Origin of the sequence: Bradyrhizobium sp. 44, from assembly GCF_023073095.1 — a bacterium.
Taxonomy (GTDB): domain Bacteria; phylum Pseudomonadota; class Alphaproteobacteria; order Rhizobiales; family Xanthobacteraceae; genus Bradyrhizobium.
This window is the reverse complement of the sequence record NZ_JADPIY010000013.1, coordinates 1-17,014: the sequence shown is the minus strand read 5'-3', so window position 1 is coordinate 17,014 and position 17,014 is coordinate 1. Positions and strand designations below refer to the sequence as shown.

Genomic DNA, 17,014 nt, shown 5'->3' with positions numbered 1-17,014 from the left:
GCCGGCCTAGCCTGCAAAGAAAACGCAGGGAGGCCGCATGGCACGCATTTCAAACATCGAGACCGGATTCTACCGGATCCCCCTCCCCGTCATGCTCTCCGACTCGACCCATGGCGACATCGCGGCGTTCGAGCTGATCACCTGCCGCATCCACGATGCCGATGGCGCCGAAGGCGTCGGCTACACCTACACGGTCGGGCGCAATGGCGGCGCCGTCGCCGACATCCTCAAGCGCGAAATCCCGCCGCTGGTCGAGGGCCGCGAGGCCGATGACACCGAGGCGATCTGGCATCAGGTCTGGTGGGCGCTGCATTACGGCGGCCGCGGCGGGCCGGCGGTGCTGGCGCTTTCGGCACTCGACATCGCGCTGTGGGATTTGAAGGCGCGGCGCGCGAAATTGCCGCTGTATCGATTGCTCGGCGGGTTCGATGCGCGCGTGCCCTGCTATGCCGGCGGCATCGACCTCGATCTCTCGGTCGAGGCGCTGCTGGAGCAGACCGACGGCAATCTCGCCAAAGGCTTTCGCGCCATCAAGATGAAGGTCGGCCGGCCCGATCTCAAAACCGACATAGCGAAGGTCTCCGCGATGCGACAGCATCTCGGCGACGGCTTTCCGCTGATGGTGGATGCCAACATGAAATGGACGGTCGAGGAAGCGATCCGCGCCGCCCGGGCGTTCCAACCCTACGACCTCACTTGGCTCGAGGAGCCGATCATTCCCGACGACGTCGCGGGCCATGTCCGCATCATGCAGGCCGGTGGCGTGCCGATCGCGGCGGGCGAGAATTTGCGTTCGCTGTGGGAGTTCAAGAACTACATCGTCGCGGGCGCGGTGTCCTATCCCGAGCCTGACGTCACCAATTGCGGCGGCGTCTCCGCCTTCATGAAGATCGCGCGGCTGGCGGAGGCGTTCAACCTGCCCGTCACCAGCCATGGCGCGCACGACATCACCGTGCACCTGCTCGCGGCCTGCCCGAACCGGTCGTATCTGGAGGCGCACGGTTTTGGGCTCGACAAATATATCGAGCATCCGCTGGTGCTGCAGGACGGGTCTGCGCTCGCGCCGGACCGTATCGGCCACGGCATCAGCTTCGATTGGGACGGGTTGGCGAAGCTGTCGGCGTAGGCGGGACGCGTTGCTGCACGCGAGGCATTCGCTGACGCCTGATGCAAGCTGCGGTTATTCGGCTATGGTGTTGAGGCCGACACACAAGCTGTGAGATTCCCGCCTTGACACCCGAGCTGCACCAGAAACTGACCGCGTGGCGCCAGCATTTGCATGCGCATCCCGAACTGTCCCTCCAGGAGAAAGCCACCGCCGCCTTCGTGCAGGACAAGCTCACCGAACTCGGCATTCCCTTCATGTCTGGCATCGGCGGCCACGGCATCGTCGCGACCCTCACGCGCGGGCACGCCCAGGGCCGCGTCGGCCTGCGCGCCGACATGGATGCGCTGCCGATCACCGAAGATACGGGGCTCGCCTACGCTTCGCAAAATCCCGGTGTGATGCATGCCTGCGGCCATGACGGGCATACCGCTTCGCTGCTCGGCGCCGCCGCGCTGCTCGCCGCCGACACCAGCTGGAGCGGGACGGTCGATTTCATCTTCCAGCCGGCCGAGGAAGGTTATGGCGGCTCGCGCGCGATGGTCGCGGCCGGGCTGTTCGAGCGCTTTCCGATGCAGCGGGTGTTCGGATTTCACAACTGGCCGGGCCTTGCCGCCGGCACCATCGCAGTCCATGACGGCGTCGTCATGGCCTCCGGCGGGCGTGTCAGCATCACCATCGACGGCCACGCCGGGCACGCCGGCATGCCGCATCTGACCCGCGATCCGGTGATGACGGCCGGCCATTTGATCGTGGCGCTGCAATCGATCGTGTCGCGCAGCGTCGATCCGCTCGACACCGCCGTGCTCTCGCTCTGCACGCTCGAAGGCGGCACGGCACGCAACCAGATCGCCGGACGCGTTTCGATCGGCGGCACGCTGCGTTACCATCGCGATGCGGTGAAGGACACGGTCGTGGCGCGGATCGAACAGATCTGCGCCGGGATCGCCACGAGCTTCGGCCTCAAGGTGACCCCCGAGATCGTCATTGGCGTCGGCGTCGTGATCAACACGCCGGCCGAGGCGGATCTCGCGCGCCTCGCCGCGGACAAGGTGCGGGCCGAGCTGCGGCGCGACCTCGCGCCCAGCATGGCCGGCGAGGATTTCGCCCACTTTCTCTCGCGGCGCCCCGGCGCCTTCGTCTGGATCGGCAACGGAGAATTGCGGGACGGCGCCGAACTGCACGGCCCGCGCTATGATTTCAACGACGCGATCCTGCCGGTGGCATCAGGCTGGATGGCAGAAGTCGCCAAGGCGGCGCTGGCCTCGAACTAGGCCCGCTCAGGAGATCTCGCGCGGCAGCTTCCAGCCCGGCTTCGGCTCGAACGTCTCCTCGACCTGCGCGACGTGATAGCCGGCGGGCAGAAGCCTGCCGCCCTCCTCGTCCGCGACCGGCACGTCGGTCACCAGCCCCTCGATCAAGGCGGCTTCCCACACCTCCTTCTCGGAGGGAAAGGGGTCGCCGATCTGCTTGTTGCCTTCGAACAGCGCGTACATCGGTTCCGGTCCTGCGTTGATCAAGCTCACGAGCAACGTATCGGCCGCACGGACGTTCCCATCCGGCAAATGCAACGGATGGACACTGCAAACATGGCGCGCGTTCTGATCGGAACTTCCGGCTGGCATTACGCCTCCTGGCGAGGCCCGTTCTTTCCCGAGGGCGTGACGCTGAAGCAGCAGCTGAGCTATTACGCCGGGCAGTTCGACACCACCGAGCTGAACGGAGTGTTCTACCGCACCCCGACGCCCGAGGCCGTCAAGGGATGGCGAGAGCAGACCGGCCGCGATTTCGTCTTCGCCTGGAAGGCCTCGAAATTCATCACGCATTGGAAGCGCCTGTCGGATCGCTCGGTGAACAGCCTCGAGCTGCTCGAGGATCGCATCTCACGGCTCGGCGGCAAGGCCGGCCCGATCCTGTTCCAGCTGCCGCCGCAATTCGAAGCCGACGCGGACCGCCTCGCCGGCTTCTTCAAGCTGTTGTCGCGGAAGCGGCGTTACAGTTTCGAATTCCGTCATCCCAGCTGGTATCAGCCGCGCATCTTGCGGATGCTGGCCGACGAGAACATCTCGCTGTGCCTGTCCGACCATCACGACGCACCCCCGCCGTGGAAGCGCACGGCGGATTTCGTCTATGTGCGCGGACACGGACCAAGCGGGCGCTATCACGGGCACTATACGAAACCCACGCTCGCGCAATGGGCGCGGCGCATCAAGTCCTGGAAGCGACAGGGTTGCGACGTCTACGTCTATTTCGACAACGACCAGAAGAGCGCGGCGCCCGCCGATGCCCGGGCGTTGAAGCAATTGCTCAACTTGCGGCAAAGCGCGGCGATCACAACGGCAAGCCGCCATGCAGGTGCCATTGTTCACCGCTAGACGATGCCGCCTTGCCGGAGCGCCGCGATCGCGGCCTTGTCGTAGCCGAGCTCGGTCAGGATAACATCGGTATGCTCGCCGAGCGTGGGCGGGCGCGTCGCGATTTTGCCGGGCGTTTCCGACAGGCGGACGGCGGCCCGCGCCACCGGTGCGGGCTTCGGCAGACCTGGATAGTCGACGTCCTGCATGAATCCGGCGGCGCGGACGTGCGGATGATCCAGCGCTTGTTGCGGGCTCAGCACGGGGCCGGTCGGAATCATGGCCTTGCCCAGGGTGTCGACGGCTTCCTGCGTGGTGCGCTCGGCGCACCAGCGCGCCATCCGCTCGCTGATGACAGGGCCGTTGTTGCCGCGGCTGATGTCGTCGGCAAAGCGCGGATCGTTCAGCCAGACCTCCTCCTCGCCCATCAGTTTCGCCCAGCGCTTGAACAGCGGATGCCCCGTGACCTGGCACAGGACCCAGCCGTCCCTGGTGCGGTAGATGTCGGCGGGCGCCGCGGTCTGGCCGAGATTGCCTGTCGGCACCCGATTGACGTTGATGACGGCCTGCTCGATCAGCGTCGCGTTGGTGAAGGACAAGGCGGTTGCCAGCAATGCGCCCTCGACGATCTGCCCTCGCCCGGATTTGCCGCGCTCGATCAGCGCGGCGAGCGTGCCGAACGCGCAATGCAGCGCGGTCCCGAAATCGACCCAGTTGACCGCGGCCCGGTAGGGCGGATCGCCGGCGCCCGTCATGTACACCGAGCCCGACATGACCTGGCCGACGCCGTCGAAGCCGACGCGGTCGGACCATGGCCCCGGCCCGCCGAACGCGGTGGCGGTCGTCAGGATGATGTCCGGCTTGATCGCCTTCAGCGAGTCGTAGTCGAGCTTCATCGCGCGCAAGGTCTGCGGCGGCAGATTGGCGACGACCACGTCCGCGGTCGCAATCAGGCGGCGCATCACCTCCTGCCCTTCCGGCTTCATCGGATCGAGCGTGAGGCACTTCTTGTTGCGGTTGACCTGAAGGAACAGCGCACCTTCGCCGTTTTCGCCGACCGGCGCCACGAAGCGGTCCTCGCTGCCGTCGCGCTTCTCCACGCGAATGACCTCGGCGCCGAATTCGGCCAGCAAGGTCGCGCAATAGGGCCCCGCGATATAGCGCCCGAAATCGAGAACCCGGACGCCGTCCAGAACCCCTCCCATCGATCTCTTTCCTTTGTGCTTTTCGTCAGCTTACAGGGATTGGCATTTGCGGCAAGGTGGCAACGGAGACCATGTCCACCCTCGAGAGTGATCGGGCGAATCATTTCGACTGGCGGAAATTGTGCTCTAGTATGGACCTGTCCCTCCCCGATCAGAGCCTTGTCCATGCCGCAACAATTCGATCGATCCCAAGAAGATCTCGGCAACGCGATCCATTTCGAGCACGTCAACATCCAGGTCCCGGACCAGCGGCTTGCCACGCTGTTCTATGTCGCAGGCCTTGGGCTCACCCGCGATCCCTATCTGATGGTGTCCGACACCAATATGTGGATCAACGCCGGACGAAGTCAGTTTCATTTGCCGAGCGGCCGGCCGCAGGTGCTGCGCGGTCATGTCGGGCTGGTCATCGCGGGCCGCGAGGCGCTGCTGGCGCGATTGACGTCGGTCGCGAAGAAGCTCGAGGGCACCGCGTTCGCCTTCACCGAGCATAACGACCATGTCGAGGCGATTTGTCCGTGGGGCAACCGCTTGCGCTGCTACGAGCCCGACGCCGCGCGCTTCGGCCGCGTCGCGCTCGGCATTCCCTATGTCGAGTTCGACGTGCCGGTGGGATCCGCCCCGCGCATCTGTGCCTTCTACCCCGAGATCATTGGCATGCCATCCGAGTTGCGGAACGGCGACGGCACGGTTGCCGCCGTGAAGACCGGCCGCGACCAGCATTTGTTGTTTCGCGAGACCGATCGGCCGCAAGGCGACTATGACGGCCACCATGTGCAGATGTACATCACCGATTTCTCCGGCCCTTATCGCAAGCTGCTGGCGCGCGATCTGATCTCGCGCGAGGACAATCAATATCAGTACCGCTTCTGCGACATCGTCGATCTCGACAGTGGCGAGCCGCTGTTCACGGTCGAGCACGAGGTGCGCAGCGCAACCCATCCGATGTTCATGCGGCCGATGGTCAATCGCAATCCGGCGCTGAACAATCGCAACTACGCATCCGGCCACGATCAATCGCTTTGGGCGATGGGACCGGACCAGTACGAGGGATAGGTGATCACCAAGTCCCGCGCCTGGCCGCAGCAACGTCGTAATGACCGAAGTCGCGGCCGGGCGGCTCCGCTGAGTGGAGCCGCCACATGTTGTGCGCTCCGGTGGGACGGGCATGCCCCACCTTTCGCATCAGACGGGTGAGCGTCCCGTCAGAAGTGGACCTCGGTGCGCATGCCAAGAACCACGGCGTTGTCGGTCTTCACGCCCACCGCGTTGTAGCCGCGCCCACCGGGATTGATGACATACTGGGCGTCGAACTTGAGGTTCAGCCAGCCGGTCGCCTGCCATCCGTACCAGACTTCGAGCGGCACTTCGTTGCCGCCGGCGTTGGGACTGAGGGCAGCCGTGTTCACGTGGGTCGTTCCCACCGCGAAGCCGACTTCGTCCTGGGGACGCCACGAGAACGTTCCGGTATGCCTGAAGCCCAGGGCGATCTGGTAATCCTGGTACGAGGTCCGATGATCGGCGACGGTGGTATTGAGGAAGGTATACCAACCCTGCGCGCCCGGACCCTCGACGGTCAACCGCTGCAGGATCGACTCGTAAACGCCGAAGCGGCCGCGTTGATCACTAATATTTTGATCCGGGACGCCACCGACGCCCGGGATGGTGCTGATAACACCCGGAAGACCGCCATCAATGGAGGAGGCGCTGTCGTACCAGCCGCCAAGTCTCCAGGTCCCGGTCAAGGGGCCCTTCGGCGCCCAGACCAACTCCACCGGCACCATCACGCCACTGGCGCGATTCGAGGCGGGAATGCCGGGCAGGAAGTAGACGCCCGGGTCTGACGTCGTCAGGTAACCCGGATTGGCATCGTAGACACCGACCGACACCGTGAATTCCGGCGCGATCTTGTAATGCACGACACCGGCCCACTGGCTCACCGGCCAATTGTAGATGTAGCCACCCTGGATGTTGCCGGGCTGACCGCCGCAGAAGGTCAGGTTGATGAACTCGCACAGCCCGAAGAAGAAGTCGGAGCCGACCGGAAGACGGCCGCCCTTGAGTTCAAGGCGGTCATCGAAAAGCTTCTGCGAGTAATAGAGCTGCGTCAGGCGCAGAATATTGCCGCGGCCGAACACTTCGTTGGTCAGCTGCAAGGCGGGAATGTCCGCTTCGGTATTCAGGTTCTTGCCGAAGCGGTCGACCAGCGTGAGACCGACGGTGCCGCCGGGGATGCCGGCGAGTTTTCCCATATCCAGCTTCGCGCCGAACCACAACTGACCGGCGTTGGCTGCGGTGTTCCTGCTTCCACCCGAGAGGTTGCCGACGGATTCGTTGCCGAGCGTCAGGCCCAGCTCGATGCCCTGTTCCTTTAGCTTGGTCCTGCCGAGATCGCCGAACAGATACGGCCGCGTCCAGAAATCGTCAGCCGTACCATACGGAACAGGTGCAGCTTTCGTCGAAAAATCGGCCGCATATACTCCACCGCAAAACAGCGATGAGAAAGCAATCCCCACACCGCACACCCCTGCGGTGTTTATAAACCTGCGCAACATTTTACTCGTCCTCCCGCCGTCTCAGGCTTTGCTTGTTTCGCCTCACGTCCCTGCCCAAAGCCCTCGAGCCTGGAACGCACTCCCTCCCCAGCGGCCGCCGACCAGGCAGCCTTGTGTCAACTGGAGCCTGGATCCGTCATGCCCGATCACCCGTTCTCGCCGGCAACGCATCCGCGGCGCGCGGTGACGCGCCTTGGACTTGATCGGCCAATGTCGATTTCGGCACGGCGCGGGCGACGCCGGCCAGTGCCTGCTTGCGCCGCCGTCGCGCCTGCAATTGCTGATCCGCCAACACGCCGATCAGAATGACCGTGCCCATCACCGCGAAATTCAGCGAATTGGGAATGCCCAGGATATTCACCAGGTTCTGCAACACCTGCAGCAGCGCCGTGCCCAGCACGATGCCGAGAATAGACCCCTCGCCGCCGCGCAAGCTGCACCCGCCCAGGACGGCGGCCGCGATCGCGTAGAGCTCGTAGAAATTGCCGAAGGAGCTCGGCGAGACCGAGTTCGTGTAGAACACGAACAAGACCGTCGAAACTCCGGCGAGCCCGCCGCTGATGATATAGGCGGTTGCGATCACGAAGTTTGTGTTGATGCCCGAGAAGCGCGCGGCTTCCTCGTTCTTGCCGACGGCATAAAGCCAGCGCCCGTAGACCGAGCGGTGCAGCAGTACGCCGAGGATCAGCGCAAGGATGATCAGGAGGATGAAGGTGTTCGGGATTCCCGCCACATTGCCCGAGGCGATGTTGCTCAGTGTCGCCGCCTCGTCGCCGTAACCGAAGCCGCGGGTCGAATCGCTCGTGTAGTAGCGGGCGGCGCCGCGATAGATCAGCAACCCACACAGCGTCACGATGAAGGGCTGCATCTTCAGCCGGGTGATCAGGAACCCCTGGATGCCGCCAAGCACCAGCCCGCCCAGCAGCACGGCCACGAGCGCCAGGGGCCACGGCACCTCGTAGGTCGTCAGAAGGTCGACGAACACGACGCCGAGCAGCGCAAACATCGAGCCGAGCGACAGGTCGATGCCGCCGGTGATGATCACGAGCCCCTCGCCGAGCGCGAACACACCGAACAGGCCAATCAGATTGGCCATGTTCAAGAGGTTCACCAGCGACAGGAAGGCGGGATTGATCGCGCCCGTGATGGCGGCGATCACCACCAGCAGCAATCCCAGACCGAGCTCTTTCCTGATCATGGCGCGACCGCTTCCGCGGTTTCGAGCGCCTGGCCCATGGCCAGTCGCAATACGTTGTATTCGCTGAACTGCTCCCGCTCGAGCACGCCGCTGACGCTGCCTTCATGCATCACCGCCACGCGGTCGGAGACGCCGATGACTTCCTCCATGTCCGACGAGATCATCACGATCGCGACGCCCTGGTCGGCAAGCTCGCGCATCAACGCGTAGATCTCGCCCTTGGCGCCGACGTCGATGCCGCGGGTCGGCTCGTCGAAGAACATCACGCGCGGCTGCATGGACAGCCATTTGCCCAGCACGACCTTCTGCTGGTTGCCGCCGGAGAGCGTCACCACCTCCATGTCGATGCTTGGCGCCTTGATGGAGAGGCGCCTGACCTGCTCTTTCGCGACCTTGCGCTCGGCTGCGCCGCTGACCAGCCACATCCGCGCATGATCCAACAGGCTCGCCAGCGTCATGTTCTCGCGGATCGGCAATTCCAGCACGAGCCCGGATTTCTTGCGGTCCTCCGGCACCAGATAGATGCCTTGGCTGATCGCGTCGCGTGGCGATGCGACAGCGACCGGTGCGTTGTCGATCCTGATCTGGCCTCCCAGCAGCGGGTCAATGCCAAACGCTGCGCGGGCAAGAGAGGTGCGGCCGGCGCCCACGAGCCCCGCCAGGCCCAGGATTTCGCCATGCCGCACGGAAAGATCAACCTGCCGGTCGGGGAAGGCTGATGTTACGACGCCGACGATATCGCAGCCGCCCGGCTGCGGCGCCTGTTTCGGCGGGGTATGCAGCGCTTTCAGGTCGCGGCCGATCATCAGCCGGATCATTGCGGCGTGGCTCAGCTGGTCCCGCGCCAACTCGCCAACAGTGCGTCCGTCGCGCAGAACAACGACGCGGTCAGCGCAGGTCATGATCTCGCCGAGCCGGTGAGAGATATAGATCACCGAAATTCCGTGCGCCTTCAGATCGGCAATCACTTCCAGCAGCCGTTCCGTCTCCGAAATCGTCAGGCTGGAGGTCGGCTCGTCCATGATGATCACGCGGGCGTCGATCGAGAGCGCCTTGGCGATCTCCACCATTTGACGCTCGGCGATGGAGAGGTCTTCGACCAGCGTATCCGGTGCGAAATCGGCACCCAGCCGCTCCAGCAGCGGCGTCACGCGATCACGCATCTCGGCATTGTCCACCAGCTTCAGCGGCCCGCCCATCAGCTTCTCGCGCCCGATAAACACGTTGGCGGCGACGTCGAGATTTTCGAACAGGTTCAGTTCCTGGTGCACGAAGGCGATGCCGGCCTGCGTCGCCTCGGTCACCGTCACACGTGCGTGGTCGGTGCCGCCGATGCGGATCACGCCCTCGCTCGGCGCGATCACGCCGCCCAGCACGCGCATCAGCGTCGACTTGCCGGCGCCGTTCTCGCCGATCAGGCCCACGACCTCGCCGCGATCCACGCGCAAACTGACGTCATCGAGGGCCATGACCCCGGGATAGGATTTGCTGATCCCGGCGAGTTCGAACAGGATTTCCGCCATTCATTTCCTCCCGCACGACGCCCGGCGGCCGTGCCGCCGGGCGCCTGATACTCACTTCTTGAGGAGGTTCTTCATGTCTGCGGTGAACGCCGCGACGTTGGCCTTGCTGATTACCTTGGTCGGCACGATTAGCTTGCCGCCCGCCGGGATCCAGGACTTGTCGCCGTTCAGCGTCTTGATGATGTTGGTGGCGGAGAGATAGCCGAACTCGTAGGGCTGCTGCACCACCGTCGACTCGATCGTGCCGTCGGAAACACCCCGCAGCGTGCGCTGGTCCTCGTCGAAACCGACGATCTTCACCTTGCCGGCCTTGCCCGCCGCCTTGACCGCGTCATAGATCAGCGGCGTCTCGTAGCTCCAAAGCCCGGACAACAGCGCGATGTCGGGATATTTGACCAGCACGTTCTCCATGTTCGCCTTGGCCTTGGCGAAGTCCACCTGGTCGGTGAACACGTCGACCAGCTCGACCTTGGTGCCGGCGATCGCGTCCTTGATACCCTGCACCCGCTCGCGGGCATTGTCCGCGTCCATCGTGCCGACGAACAGCGCGATCTTGCCGCCGTTCGGCAGCGCCTTCTTGATCTCTTCGCCCGCCTGCCGCCCGGCTGCGACGTTGTCGGTGCCGATATAGGCGAGCCGATTGCTCTGCGGCGCGTCGCTATCCGTCGTGATCAACACGGTCTTGGCCGCAACCTTGTTGAGCTCTTCGGTTGCGTGCGGCGCATCGTCGACCGAGATCGAGATACCGGCGACGCCGCGCACCAGCAGGTCGTCCAGCTCGCGCCGCTGGCCTGCCGCGGTCGCCTCGTTGGTAACGATCAACTGGATGTCGTATTCCGGGTGCTCCTTCTGAGCCTTTTCGAGCCCTCGGCCGGCGATGGTCCAGAAATCGGCCGCGGCATTGGTCACCAGCGCGATGGTCTTTTTCTGCTGGGCCTGCGCCGCCCCCGTAGCGACGGCCAGCGCAGCTGCGGTCGCAAACAGCGACACCATGAGTTTCTTCATCGATCCGTTCATGTACACCTCCCTTGGTCACCCCGGTTCAGGGGTTTCACAGCGCTTATGCGCCATCTTTTATTTACGTCGCGAACAAATGCCGCGGGGCAAACCAGCCGGATCAGGATGTACTTGCCCCTTCTTCAAGTCTAAATAGTACAGATGGTACGATAATAGTAAATATGGCTGCTGAAAACCGAATCCGATTGTGCTTTTCCGGTCACACGGGCATCTCGTCCTCTCCATTAAATTTACGTGATGAATTAAAGAGGCAGCATGGTTGACCAAATTGAGCCGTCCAGACGCGTGTCGAACACGGCCCGTGAATCCAACCGCGGCCGTCTCGTCGACGTCTTGCGACGCCAGGGGCCGCTGCCACGCGTGGCGCTCGCCCGGAGTACTGGCCTGAGCTTCCCGGCCGTTTCCGGCCTGACGTCGCGGCTGATCGCGGAAGAGCTGCTGTGCGAGACCGAGACGGCGGCAACCCCCTGGTCCGAAGACGGCGAGGAAGAGGATGCGGACGGACCGAATGGCCGTCGCCGCGGCCGGCCGGCCGTGCTGCTGACCCTGAACCCGGAGTTCGGGCGCATCGTCGCGATCTCCGTGCGCATGAACCTGATCGAGACGCTGATCGCGGATTTCCGGGGCTCCGGCGTGGCGCAGTCGCGACTTGCACTGTCGACGCGCGCGCTCGATGCAGGCGCGCTGCGCGATCTCGTGATCGCGCAGATCAATGCGCTGCTCGATGCGACGGAGACGCCGCGCCATCGGCTATTGGGAATCGGGATCGCGCTGCAAGGCATCGTGAACGTCGACACCGGCACGACGCTGTGGAGTCCCGCGCTGTCGATCACCGAAGTCGATCTGGCGACGCCGATACGTCAGGCGTTCGGGGTCGAGGTCGTGATGGCGAACGACGCTGTCGCGGTCGCGCTCGCCCTCACGGCCGCCGAACCGGCATTGGCGGAAGGCCTCTCGGCCACGATCATGGTCGGTCACGGCATCGGGATGGGCGTCGTTGCCGATGGTGAAGCACGCTGGGGCGCCGGCAGCGAGATCGGCCATGTCAAGCTGGCGCCGGACGGCCCGCAATGCCGTTGCGGCCAGCGCGGCTGTATCGAGGCTTATCTTGCTGATTATGCGCTCTACCGCGACGCCCGCACCTTTCTCGATCTGCCGCCGGCGGACTCGCAGCAGCCGTCCGAGGGACAGATGGCCTTGCTACGCGAGCGCGCACTGGGCGGAGATCCACGTCTCGAGCACCTATTCCTGCAGGCGGGTCGCGCGCTCGCCGAGGCCGTCGCTGCAACGATATCGGTGCTGCGACCGCACCACGTCATCCTGGCGGGTCCAGGCTTGATGGCCTTCGACATGATGCGCCACGCCTATGAGGAGCGGCTCGAGCAGGCGGTGTTGCCATGGCTGCTCAGGTCCACGGCGATCCATCTGCGTCCAAGCGAGTCGGCGGTCATTGTCGAGGGCATGGTGCGACGGACGCTGCGGGTCGTCGACCAAAACCACATGGAAGCGACCGAGTAAGCGCCGCGAGCTAAGCGCTGGCTGGGGCGGGAGGGACCCCACTCAGATTTCAGCCGCGTGGCCGCCGAGGCCAACTACCTGAAAGATTAGACGAATTCGGGCGACATCAAGCTGATGTGTAGCACCCACGTGCTCCAGCATCAAGGTGCCAATGATCGGCGTTATGAACTGCACCGTTGCGATGAAACCAATCGTCGATGCAATGCAATTGACGGAGCGGAATGACTTCAAGCAGCTGCACTTGTTGACGCTCACGATGACCAGCAACACCGCTGATGCGTGGCGAGAGCAGCAGGCTATGGGCCGGCGGCCTTGGCATGGCCTCCACGTCGGCGGAAACGACGGCTGGAGGCGCGGGGCCCTAACCGAAGGACCGTCGCTCAGAGAGCGGAAACAGTACGCGGGGCGGTGGGCGTCCGGTCACACGGCTTTCTAGGCGCTACTGCTCGAAGATGGTGCCGCGGAAAGCGGCGGCCTGCGCCGGGGTCAGACGGCCGCGCAGCTTGGTGCGGATCTGATCAATCACAGCATCCCCCAGCTCGGCCTGTTCGATCAAACGCCACACCGCTCGCCCCACCTCGCCGTCGCGAATGCCCTGCTCTCGCACCGAGGCGTTGCGGAGCTGACGCTTGCTAATAGCCAGCCGGCGGCGCGTAGCCTTGAGGCGTTCCTCCGCAATCTCGACCCGGCTGCGCGGCAGTTCGCGCTGCTCGGAATCTTTGTTGACCACGGTATGTTTAGGTACGGGGCGGGGGAAGCCGGACATGGGTTGACTCCTGTAGGATGATTACCGGAGCACTTAATTATCCAGCTGACCGGCAAGGTGGAAGGCCCCCCTCTCGCAAAGACGTTTCTTGGCGACCATGCCGACGGCATTTCTCCCGAAAACGACAACCGGAAGCGAGCGCCGCTCGCAGACCGCGACGCCGATTGCCCTTTCCAAGGGCAGCCTATCGCGAGTAGCGGACGGCTTCCGCCCGGCTCGGCCCCTCCTGCCGGGCCTCGACGTACAGCCCGAGGGTTGCTCGGGAGCAGCTCGGACGGATACCCCACGAACCTGGAGCCGGCGCCGTCACTTCGCACGCCCGTTGCTGTTGCTTGGCGGGGTCGGCTTTGAGTTTGCTGCCGGCGGGCTTAGCTTGCCCCGGCATCAGCAGCGCGCTTCATCTATACATCGGGTTCTCACATGGCCAGCAGCCTCGGCTTCGATATGGGTTTGGTGCAACGTTCGCAAGGCGGCGACGCGCTATGCCATTCCGCCTATGTGTGCGGCGGCACGGCGCGCCTCGCCGACGGGTCAGTCGTGGACTTTTCAAAGCGAAATGACGTTGTTGCCGCTTTCGTCGTGACGCCGGTAGGCGCGCCGTCCTGGGCCGCCGACTGTAGTCAATTGTGGAAGCGCGCAGTCGCAGCGGAAAAGCGGGCGGATGCTCAGGAAGCGCGTCTGTTCGAACTGACCATCCCGCGTTCCATTCCAAAAAAGCATTGGGAGGAGCTTGCACGACATGTAGCCCGCGCTTTCGTTGTTCACGGCATGACCGTGCAGGTGGGCATTCACTGTCCGATGGCGACCGACGGCGACATCAATCCGCACGCCCACTTCATGGCCACGATGCGCGAGATCGTAGAGGGAGAGTTTTCGCGCAAAAAGGCGCGCCACTGGAACAAGATTTTTCACGGGGCTGCCAAAGCCATCCGCTACAAGGTCGCGGAGATGTTGAACGAGTTTTGCCGCATGAAAGGCTTGGATTGTCAGGTTGACCCTCGCTCCAATGCCGAGCGCGGGTTGCCCCCGGCCGAAGTCCGCCTACCGCACTGGCACATCCTTCACTATCAACGCACCGGCCAGAAGACCCCGGCGATGGAGCAGCGCGATAAGGAGCGCGCAGCGCGTATCGAGGTCGCTCGCCTGGAGGCCGAATGCGCCGAACTCGAGCGTGAACTCGAGCTGGCTCGCGCCGAGGCCAAGAGGACCTCTGTTGCGGAACCTCGCTTGGCTGCGCCACCGGATGTGCCCCGATATGTCTTCAAAGGCCAGTCCCACGCAAAGCGCGGCGCTCACCGGCAGATGGCTAGAACGGAGGCGCTTGCCGACGTCGCGACGGACCTTGACCTTCCGGGTTTGAGATACGGACCGTGACCGTCGACATCGACGAGCCGCAGAGCGAAAGGGCCACCCTCCTCCGCCAGGCGCTGCACATACTTTAAAATCAGCCGAAAAGGTTGCGGAAGCGTCGGCCATTTGCGATCGGCTTGCCAAGGCGCAATGAAGTGCCCAGCGTCTCTCCGGAGCAAGCCGTGGCCGAGCTGCGCGATATCCAGAATTCGATTGGCGACATCTGCCCGGAGTGCCCGGCGGATCTCGAATGGTTCGGCTGCCCTGTCGCACCGCCATGGAAACGGATCGGGCAAGTTCCAGCCAAGCTTGCGCGAGCTGGAGCCAAAGCTGCCGCTGGGAGCCTTCCGTCAGAACCGCTTCCTTCGCTGCCTCTTCCGCATGGTCCTCCTGATCAAAATTCTTATCATGATGGGCAACGTCTAGCCGAATAGGGCAAATAGCGAGTGGCGCTCCGTTCCGTGCCATTCCCGGCGGGCGCGGCCGGCGCTCCGCCGTCCAAGTCAGCCGACCAGGGCCCGTGAAGCAAGTCGAGTGCGTTCTCAAGCGCGGCTCCGGCGGCGGTGTTGTCCAAGATGCACCAAGTCTCGCCAGACGAAGACGCAGCATCGAGCCGCGTCTTCAACGTCCGAAGAAACGCACCGTCGTACGCGGAGTGGTAAATGCGCGGGGCTCCATGCAGTCGAAAATAACGCAGACTTGGCCACCCGCCCGGCAGGTCGGCGTCGGGCGCCCGCGCGGGATCCGCAGCGACGCGGCAAATCCGACGCTCGCTGAGCCAAGCACCGACCTCGTCCGAGAACCAGCTGGTGTGACGTGGCTCACAAGCGAGAGCGGCTGAGCTTCTATCCCGCAGTGCGCTGAACAGCAATTCAGCCTCGGACTCGACGAAAATTCTGCGCGGCGCAAACTGAACGAGCAAGACCCCTAGCTTCGAACCAAGTCCGGCGCTCTCTTCGATGAACCGGTCGAGTTCAGTCAGCGCAAGCTGTGGGGAATGAGTGACGGACTTCGGCACCTTTCCCGAAAAGCGGAAGTCATCCGGCGTCGCGTTTGCCCACTTCTGATAGGTCGAACGGCGGTGCGGTTTATGAAACGACGAGTTGATCTCGGTAGCGTTCAGCAATTTCGCATAGCGCTCAAGATGGCTGCCTGTTCCGCCAACCCTTTCCTTGCAGCTTCGAGGAACATTCCATCCGGCCGTGCCGAGCCGCACAGCCTTGACATCGTCCTCCTCTATCATGTGGCTCCGTCCGGACTTGCTCAAAGCTGTTACGCCAAAGGTGCGGCTCATCCCTGTGAAGTTGTGAAAATGCCGCCTGAAGCGAAGGGGCTTTTGGCCGCTCGGCGGAGCGGCCCAACCCCGAACACGCGTACCGCTGCGCATCAACAGAGCCCGGCCGGCCTAGTTCCCGCGGCCACCAAGGGCGCAGCGAAGGTCCAGCACTAAGCGCTCGCCGGCGGGCTACGAACCCTTGGCGGCGGTCAGCGCGAGCGCGTCGCAAGAAGGTCACTTACTCGCCAGCAAAGAGCTTTCGAAGCAGGCGAACAGGCCGGCGGGGCCGGTATTTATTTCCGCGCATCCGGCCTGGCGCAGGCTCTCCTCAGTGAACCCGCCGCATAGAACTCCGATCGTGGCGATCCCGGCCTTTCCCGCCGCGATAGCGTCGTAGGGCGTGTCCCCGACCGCCACGGCATCGCTGGCTTTGATCCCGAGTTTCTCGAGAGCGGTGTCGAAGACATCCGGGGCGGGTTTGGATTGTTCGACGTCGTCGGAAGAAGTGGTGGCATCCACCATATCGATGACGCCTGCTATATCGAGATACTTGGCGAGTTCATCCTTCTTCGCCGACGAAGCGACGGCCACCCGAATGCCGGCGTGACTAATCCGGCGCAATAAATCTGGGACTGCCGAGAACGGGCGGACAAGCAGCAGATATGCAGTCTTGAAGCGATTGCCGCGCCACTCCTCCATTTCCTTGCCGTGGTCTCGCTGCTCCTCGGCGGACAGAAAGACCGGAATAAGCTGGTCTCCTCCTTTGCCGATCTGGTTGCGAGCCTGCTCGAAGTTGACGTCGTGGCCGAACTTCACCATCGCTTCGTGCCAGGCGAGGGCGTGAAGATCGACCGGTCAGATTTTTGAGCCGTTCTTTGATCCGCGTCTTTTTTAACTCCAGTGTTTCCGACGGCTCCTGCCGGTCGGCGGTATCGAGCTGAGCGAGATAGCGCGCAACACTCTCCTCCAATTGCGTGCGCCGCCGCTCGACTTTGCCGCGCGTGAAGTTCTTATCGCGATTATTGACTGCTTTGAATTTGCTGCCGTCGATCGCAACGCTGGCTGTCGCGAGCAAGCCCATCTTGCGGCACACCTCGACGAAGCGCGCGCAGACCTTTTTGATGCCGGGACCATTGTCCTTGCGGAAATC

General features: G+C 63.8%; 16 protein-coding genes and 1 pseudogene. 7 read left to right on the top strand and 10 right to left on the bottom strand.

The window, feature by feature from the left end:
- Positions 1-37 precede the first annotated feature (37 nt).
- The gene (locus IVB41_RS10750; protein WP_247430793.1) at positions 38-1,126 is read left to right on the top strand and encodes a mandelate racemase/muconate lactonizing enzyme family protein; all 1,089 of its coding nucleotides are present in this window, start codon (positions 38-40) and stop codon (positions 1,124-1,126) included.
- A gap of 104 nt (positions 1,127-1,230) precedes the next feature.
- Positions 1,231-2,379 carry an amidohydrolase gene (locus IVB41_RS10745; protein WP_247430790.1) on the top strand — a complete coding sequence of 383 codons (1,149 nt, stop codon included), beginning with the start codon at positions 1,231-1,233 and terminating at the stop codon, positions 2,377-2,379.
- 6 nt (positions 2,380-2,385) lie between these two features.
- Here the strand turns inward: IVB41_RS10745 and IVB41_RS10740 are convergent, their stop codons facing one another.
- Positions 2,386-2,601, bottom strand: coding sequence for a hypothetical protein (locus IVB41_RS10740; RefSeq protein WP_007607539.1), 216 nt, complete (start codon positions 2,599-2,601; stop codon positions 2,386-2,388).
- Between the two features lie 93 nt (positions 2,602-2,694).
- On the opposite strand from IVB41_RS10740, the gene IVB41_RS10735 reads away from it, so the two are divergent.
- Positions 2,695-3,480, top strand: coding sequence for a DUF72 domain-containing protein (locus IVB41_RS10735; protein ID WP_247430787.1), 786 nt, complete (start codon positions 2,695-2,697; stop codon positions 3,478-3,480).
- On the opposite strand, the gene IVB41_RS10730 is transcribed toward IVB41_RS10735, so the two are convergent.
- Positions 3,477-4,664 (bottom strand): CaiB/BaiF CoA-transferase family protein, encoded by a 1,188-nt coding sequence (locus IVB41_RS10730; RefSeq protein WP_027568736.1) that lies wholly within the window; start codon positions 4,662-4,664, stop codon positions 3,477-3,479. The genes IVB41_RS10735 and IVB41_RS10730 overlap by 4 nt on opposite strands.
- 165 nt (positions 4,665-4,829) lie before the next feature.
- On the opposite strand from IVB41_RS10730, the gene IVB41_RS10725 reads away from it, so the two are divergent.
- The gene (locus IVB41_RS10725) at positions 4,830-5,717 is read left to right on the top strand and encodes a VOC family protein (RefSeq protein WP_247430783.1); all 888 of its coding nucleotides are present in this window, start codon (positions 4,830-4,832) and stop codon (positions 5,715-5,717) included.
- Between the two features lie 149 nt (positions 5,718-5,866).
- On the opposite strand, the gene IVB41_RS10720 is transcribed toward IVB41_RS10725, so the two are convergent.
- From IVB41_RS10720 to IVB41_RS10705, 4 genes are all read right to left on the bottom strand, one after another.
- Positions 5,867-7,216, bottom strand: coding sequence for a carbohydrate porin (locus IVB41_RS10720; RefSeq protein WP_027568734.1), 1,350 nt, complete (start codon positions 7,214-7,216; stop codon positions 5,867-5,869).
- Between the two features lie 136 nt (positions 7,217-7,352).
- Positions 7,353-8,414 carry an ABC transporter permease gene (locus IVB41_RS10715; protein WP_247430780.1) on the bottom strand — a complete coding sequence of 354 codons (1,062 nt, stop codon included), beginning with the start codon at positions 8,412-8,414 and terminating at the stop codon, positions 7,353-7,355.
- The gene (locus IVB41_RS10710) at positions 8,411-9,937 is read right to left on the bottom strand and encodes a sugar ABC transporter ATP-binding protein (protein WP_247430777.1); all 1,527 of its coding nucleotides are present in this window, start codon (positions 9,935-9,937) and stop codon (positions 8,411-8,413) included. Before IVB41_RS10710 ends, IVB41_RS10715 begins: the two co-directional genes overlap by 4 nt.
- 51 nt (positions 9,938-9,988) lie before the next feature.
- Positions 9,989-10,954: a sugar-binding protein gene (locus IVB41_RS10705; RefSeq protein ID WP_247430774.1), complete on the bottom strand. Its 966-nt coding sequence runs from the start codon at positions 10,952-10,954 to the stop codon at positions 9,989-9,991.
- 255 nt (positions 10,955-11,209) lie between these two features.
- Between IVB41_RS10705 and IVB41_RS10700 the strand changes: the two genes are divergently transcribed.
- Positions 11,210-12,472, top strand: coding sequence for an ROK family protein (locus IVB41_RS10700; RefSeq protein WP_027568730.1), 1,263 nt, complete (start codon positions 11,210-11,212; stop codon positions 12,470-12,472).
- A gap of 42 nt (positions 12,473-12,514) precedes the next feature.
- On the opposite strand, the gene IVB41_RS10695 is transcribed toward IVB41_RS10700, so the two are convergent.
- Positions 12,515-12,742, bottom strand: coding sequence for a hypothetical protein (locus tag IVB41_RS10695; RefSeq protein ID WP_247430771.1), 228 nt, complete (start codon positions 12,740-12,742; stop codon positions 12,515-12,517).
- 169 nt (positions 12,743-12,911) lie between these two features.
- Positions 12,912-13,238, bottom strand: coding sequence for a hypothetical protein (locus IVB41_RS10690; protein ID WP_247430768.1), 327 nt, complete (start codon positions 13,236-13,238; stop codon positions 12,912-12,914).
- A gap of 420 nt (positions 13,239-13,658) precedes the next feature.
- Here IVB41_RS10690 and IVB41_RS10685 point away from each other — a divergent pair, with 420 nt between their 5' ends.
- Positions 13,659-14,612 (top strand): MobA/MobL family protein, encoded by a 954-nt coding sequence (locus IVB41_RS10685; RefSeq protein ID WP_247430765.1) that lies wholly within the window; start codon positions 13,659-13,661, stop codon positions 14,610-14,612.
- A gap of 382 nt (positions 14,613-14,994) precedes the next feature.
- On the opposite strand, the gene IVB41_RS10680 is transcribed toward IVB41_RS10685, so the two are convergent.
- Together IVB41_RS10680 and IVB41_RS10675 are read right to left on the bottom strand one after the other, a co-directional pair.
- Complete coding sequence (locus IVB41_RS10680; protein ID WP_247430760.1) at positions 14,995-15,831, bottom strand: DUF72 domain-containing protein; 837 nt, start codon at positions 15,829-15,831, stop codon at positions 14,995-14,997.
- A gap of 267 nt (positions 15,832-16,098) precedes the next feature.
- Positions 16,099-16,698, bottom strand: a pseudogene (locus IVB41_RS10675) (HAD family hydrolase); the annotation flags it as partial.
- 136 nt (positions 16,699-16,834) lie between these two features.
- On the opposite strand from IVB41_RS10675, the gene IVB41_RS35900 reads away from it, so the two are divergent.
- Positions 16,835-17,014 (top strand): hypothetical protein (locus tag IVB41_RS35900; protein ID WP_407062482.1); only part of this gene is annotated, 180 nt, incomplete at its 3' end.

Coding starts and splice junctions, on each gene's coding strand:
- IVB41_RS10750 (WP_247430793.1), top strand. CDS start 38: ATGGCACGCATTTCAAACATCGAGACCGGATTCTACCGGATCCCCCTC.
- IVB41_RS10740 (WP_007607539.1), bottom strand. CDS start 2,601: ATGTACGCGCTGTTCGAAGGCAACAAGCAGATCGGCGACCCCTTTCCC.
- IVB41_RS10735 (WP_247430787.1), top strand. CDS start 2,695: ATGGCGCGCGTTCTGATCGGAACTTCCGGCTGGCATTACGCCTCCTGG.
- IVB41_RS10730 (WP_027568736.1), bottom strand. CDS start 4,664: ATGGGAGGGGTTCTGGACGGCGTCCGGGTTCTCGATTTCGGGCGCTAT.
- IVB41_RS10725 (WP_247430783.1), top strand. CDS start 4,830: ATGCCGCAACAATTCGATCGATCCCAAGAAGATCTCGGCAACGCGATC.
- IVB41_RS10720 (WP_027568734.1), bottom strand. CDS start 7,216: ATGTTGCGCAGGTTTATAAACACCGCAGGGGTGTGCGGTGTGGGGATT.
- IVB41_RS10715 (WP_247430780.1), bottom strand. CDS start 8,414: ATGATCAGGAAAGAGCTCGGTCTGGGATTGCTGCTGGTGGTGATCGCC.
- IVB41_RS10710 (WP_247430777.1), bottom strand. CDS start 9,937: ATGGCGGAAATCCTGTTCGAACTCGCCGGGATCAGCAAATCCTATCCC.
- IVB41_RS10705 (WP_247430774.1), bottom strand. CDS start 10,954: ATGAACGGATCGATGAAGAAACTCATGGTGTCGCTGTTTGCGACCGCA.
- IVB41_RS10700 (WP_027568730.1), top strand. CDS start 11,210: ATGGTTGACCAAATTGAGCCGTCCAGACGCGTGTCGAACACGGCCCGT.
- IVB41_RS10690 (WP_247430768.1), bottom strand. CDS start 13,238: ATGTCCGGCTTCCCCCGCCCCGTACCTAAACATACCGTGGTCAACAAA.
- IVB41_RS10685 (WP_247430765.1), top strand. CDS start 13,659: ATGGCCAGCAGCCTCGGCTTCGATATGGGTTTGGTGCAACGTTCGCAA.
- IVB41_RS10680 (WP_247430760.1), bottom strand. CDS start 15,831: ATGATAGAGGAGGACGATGTCAAGGCTGTGCGGCTCGGCACGGCCGGA.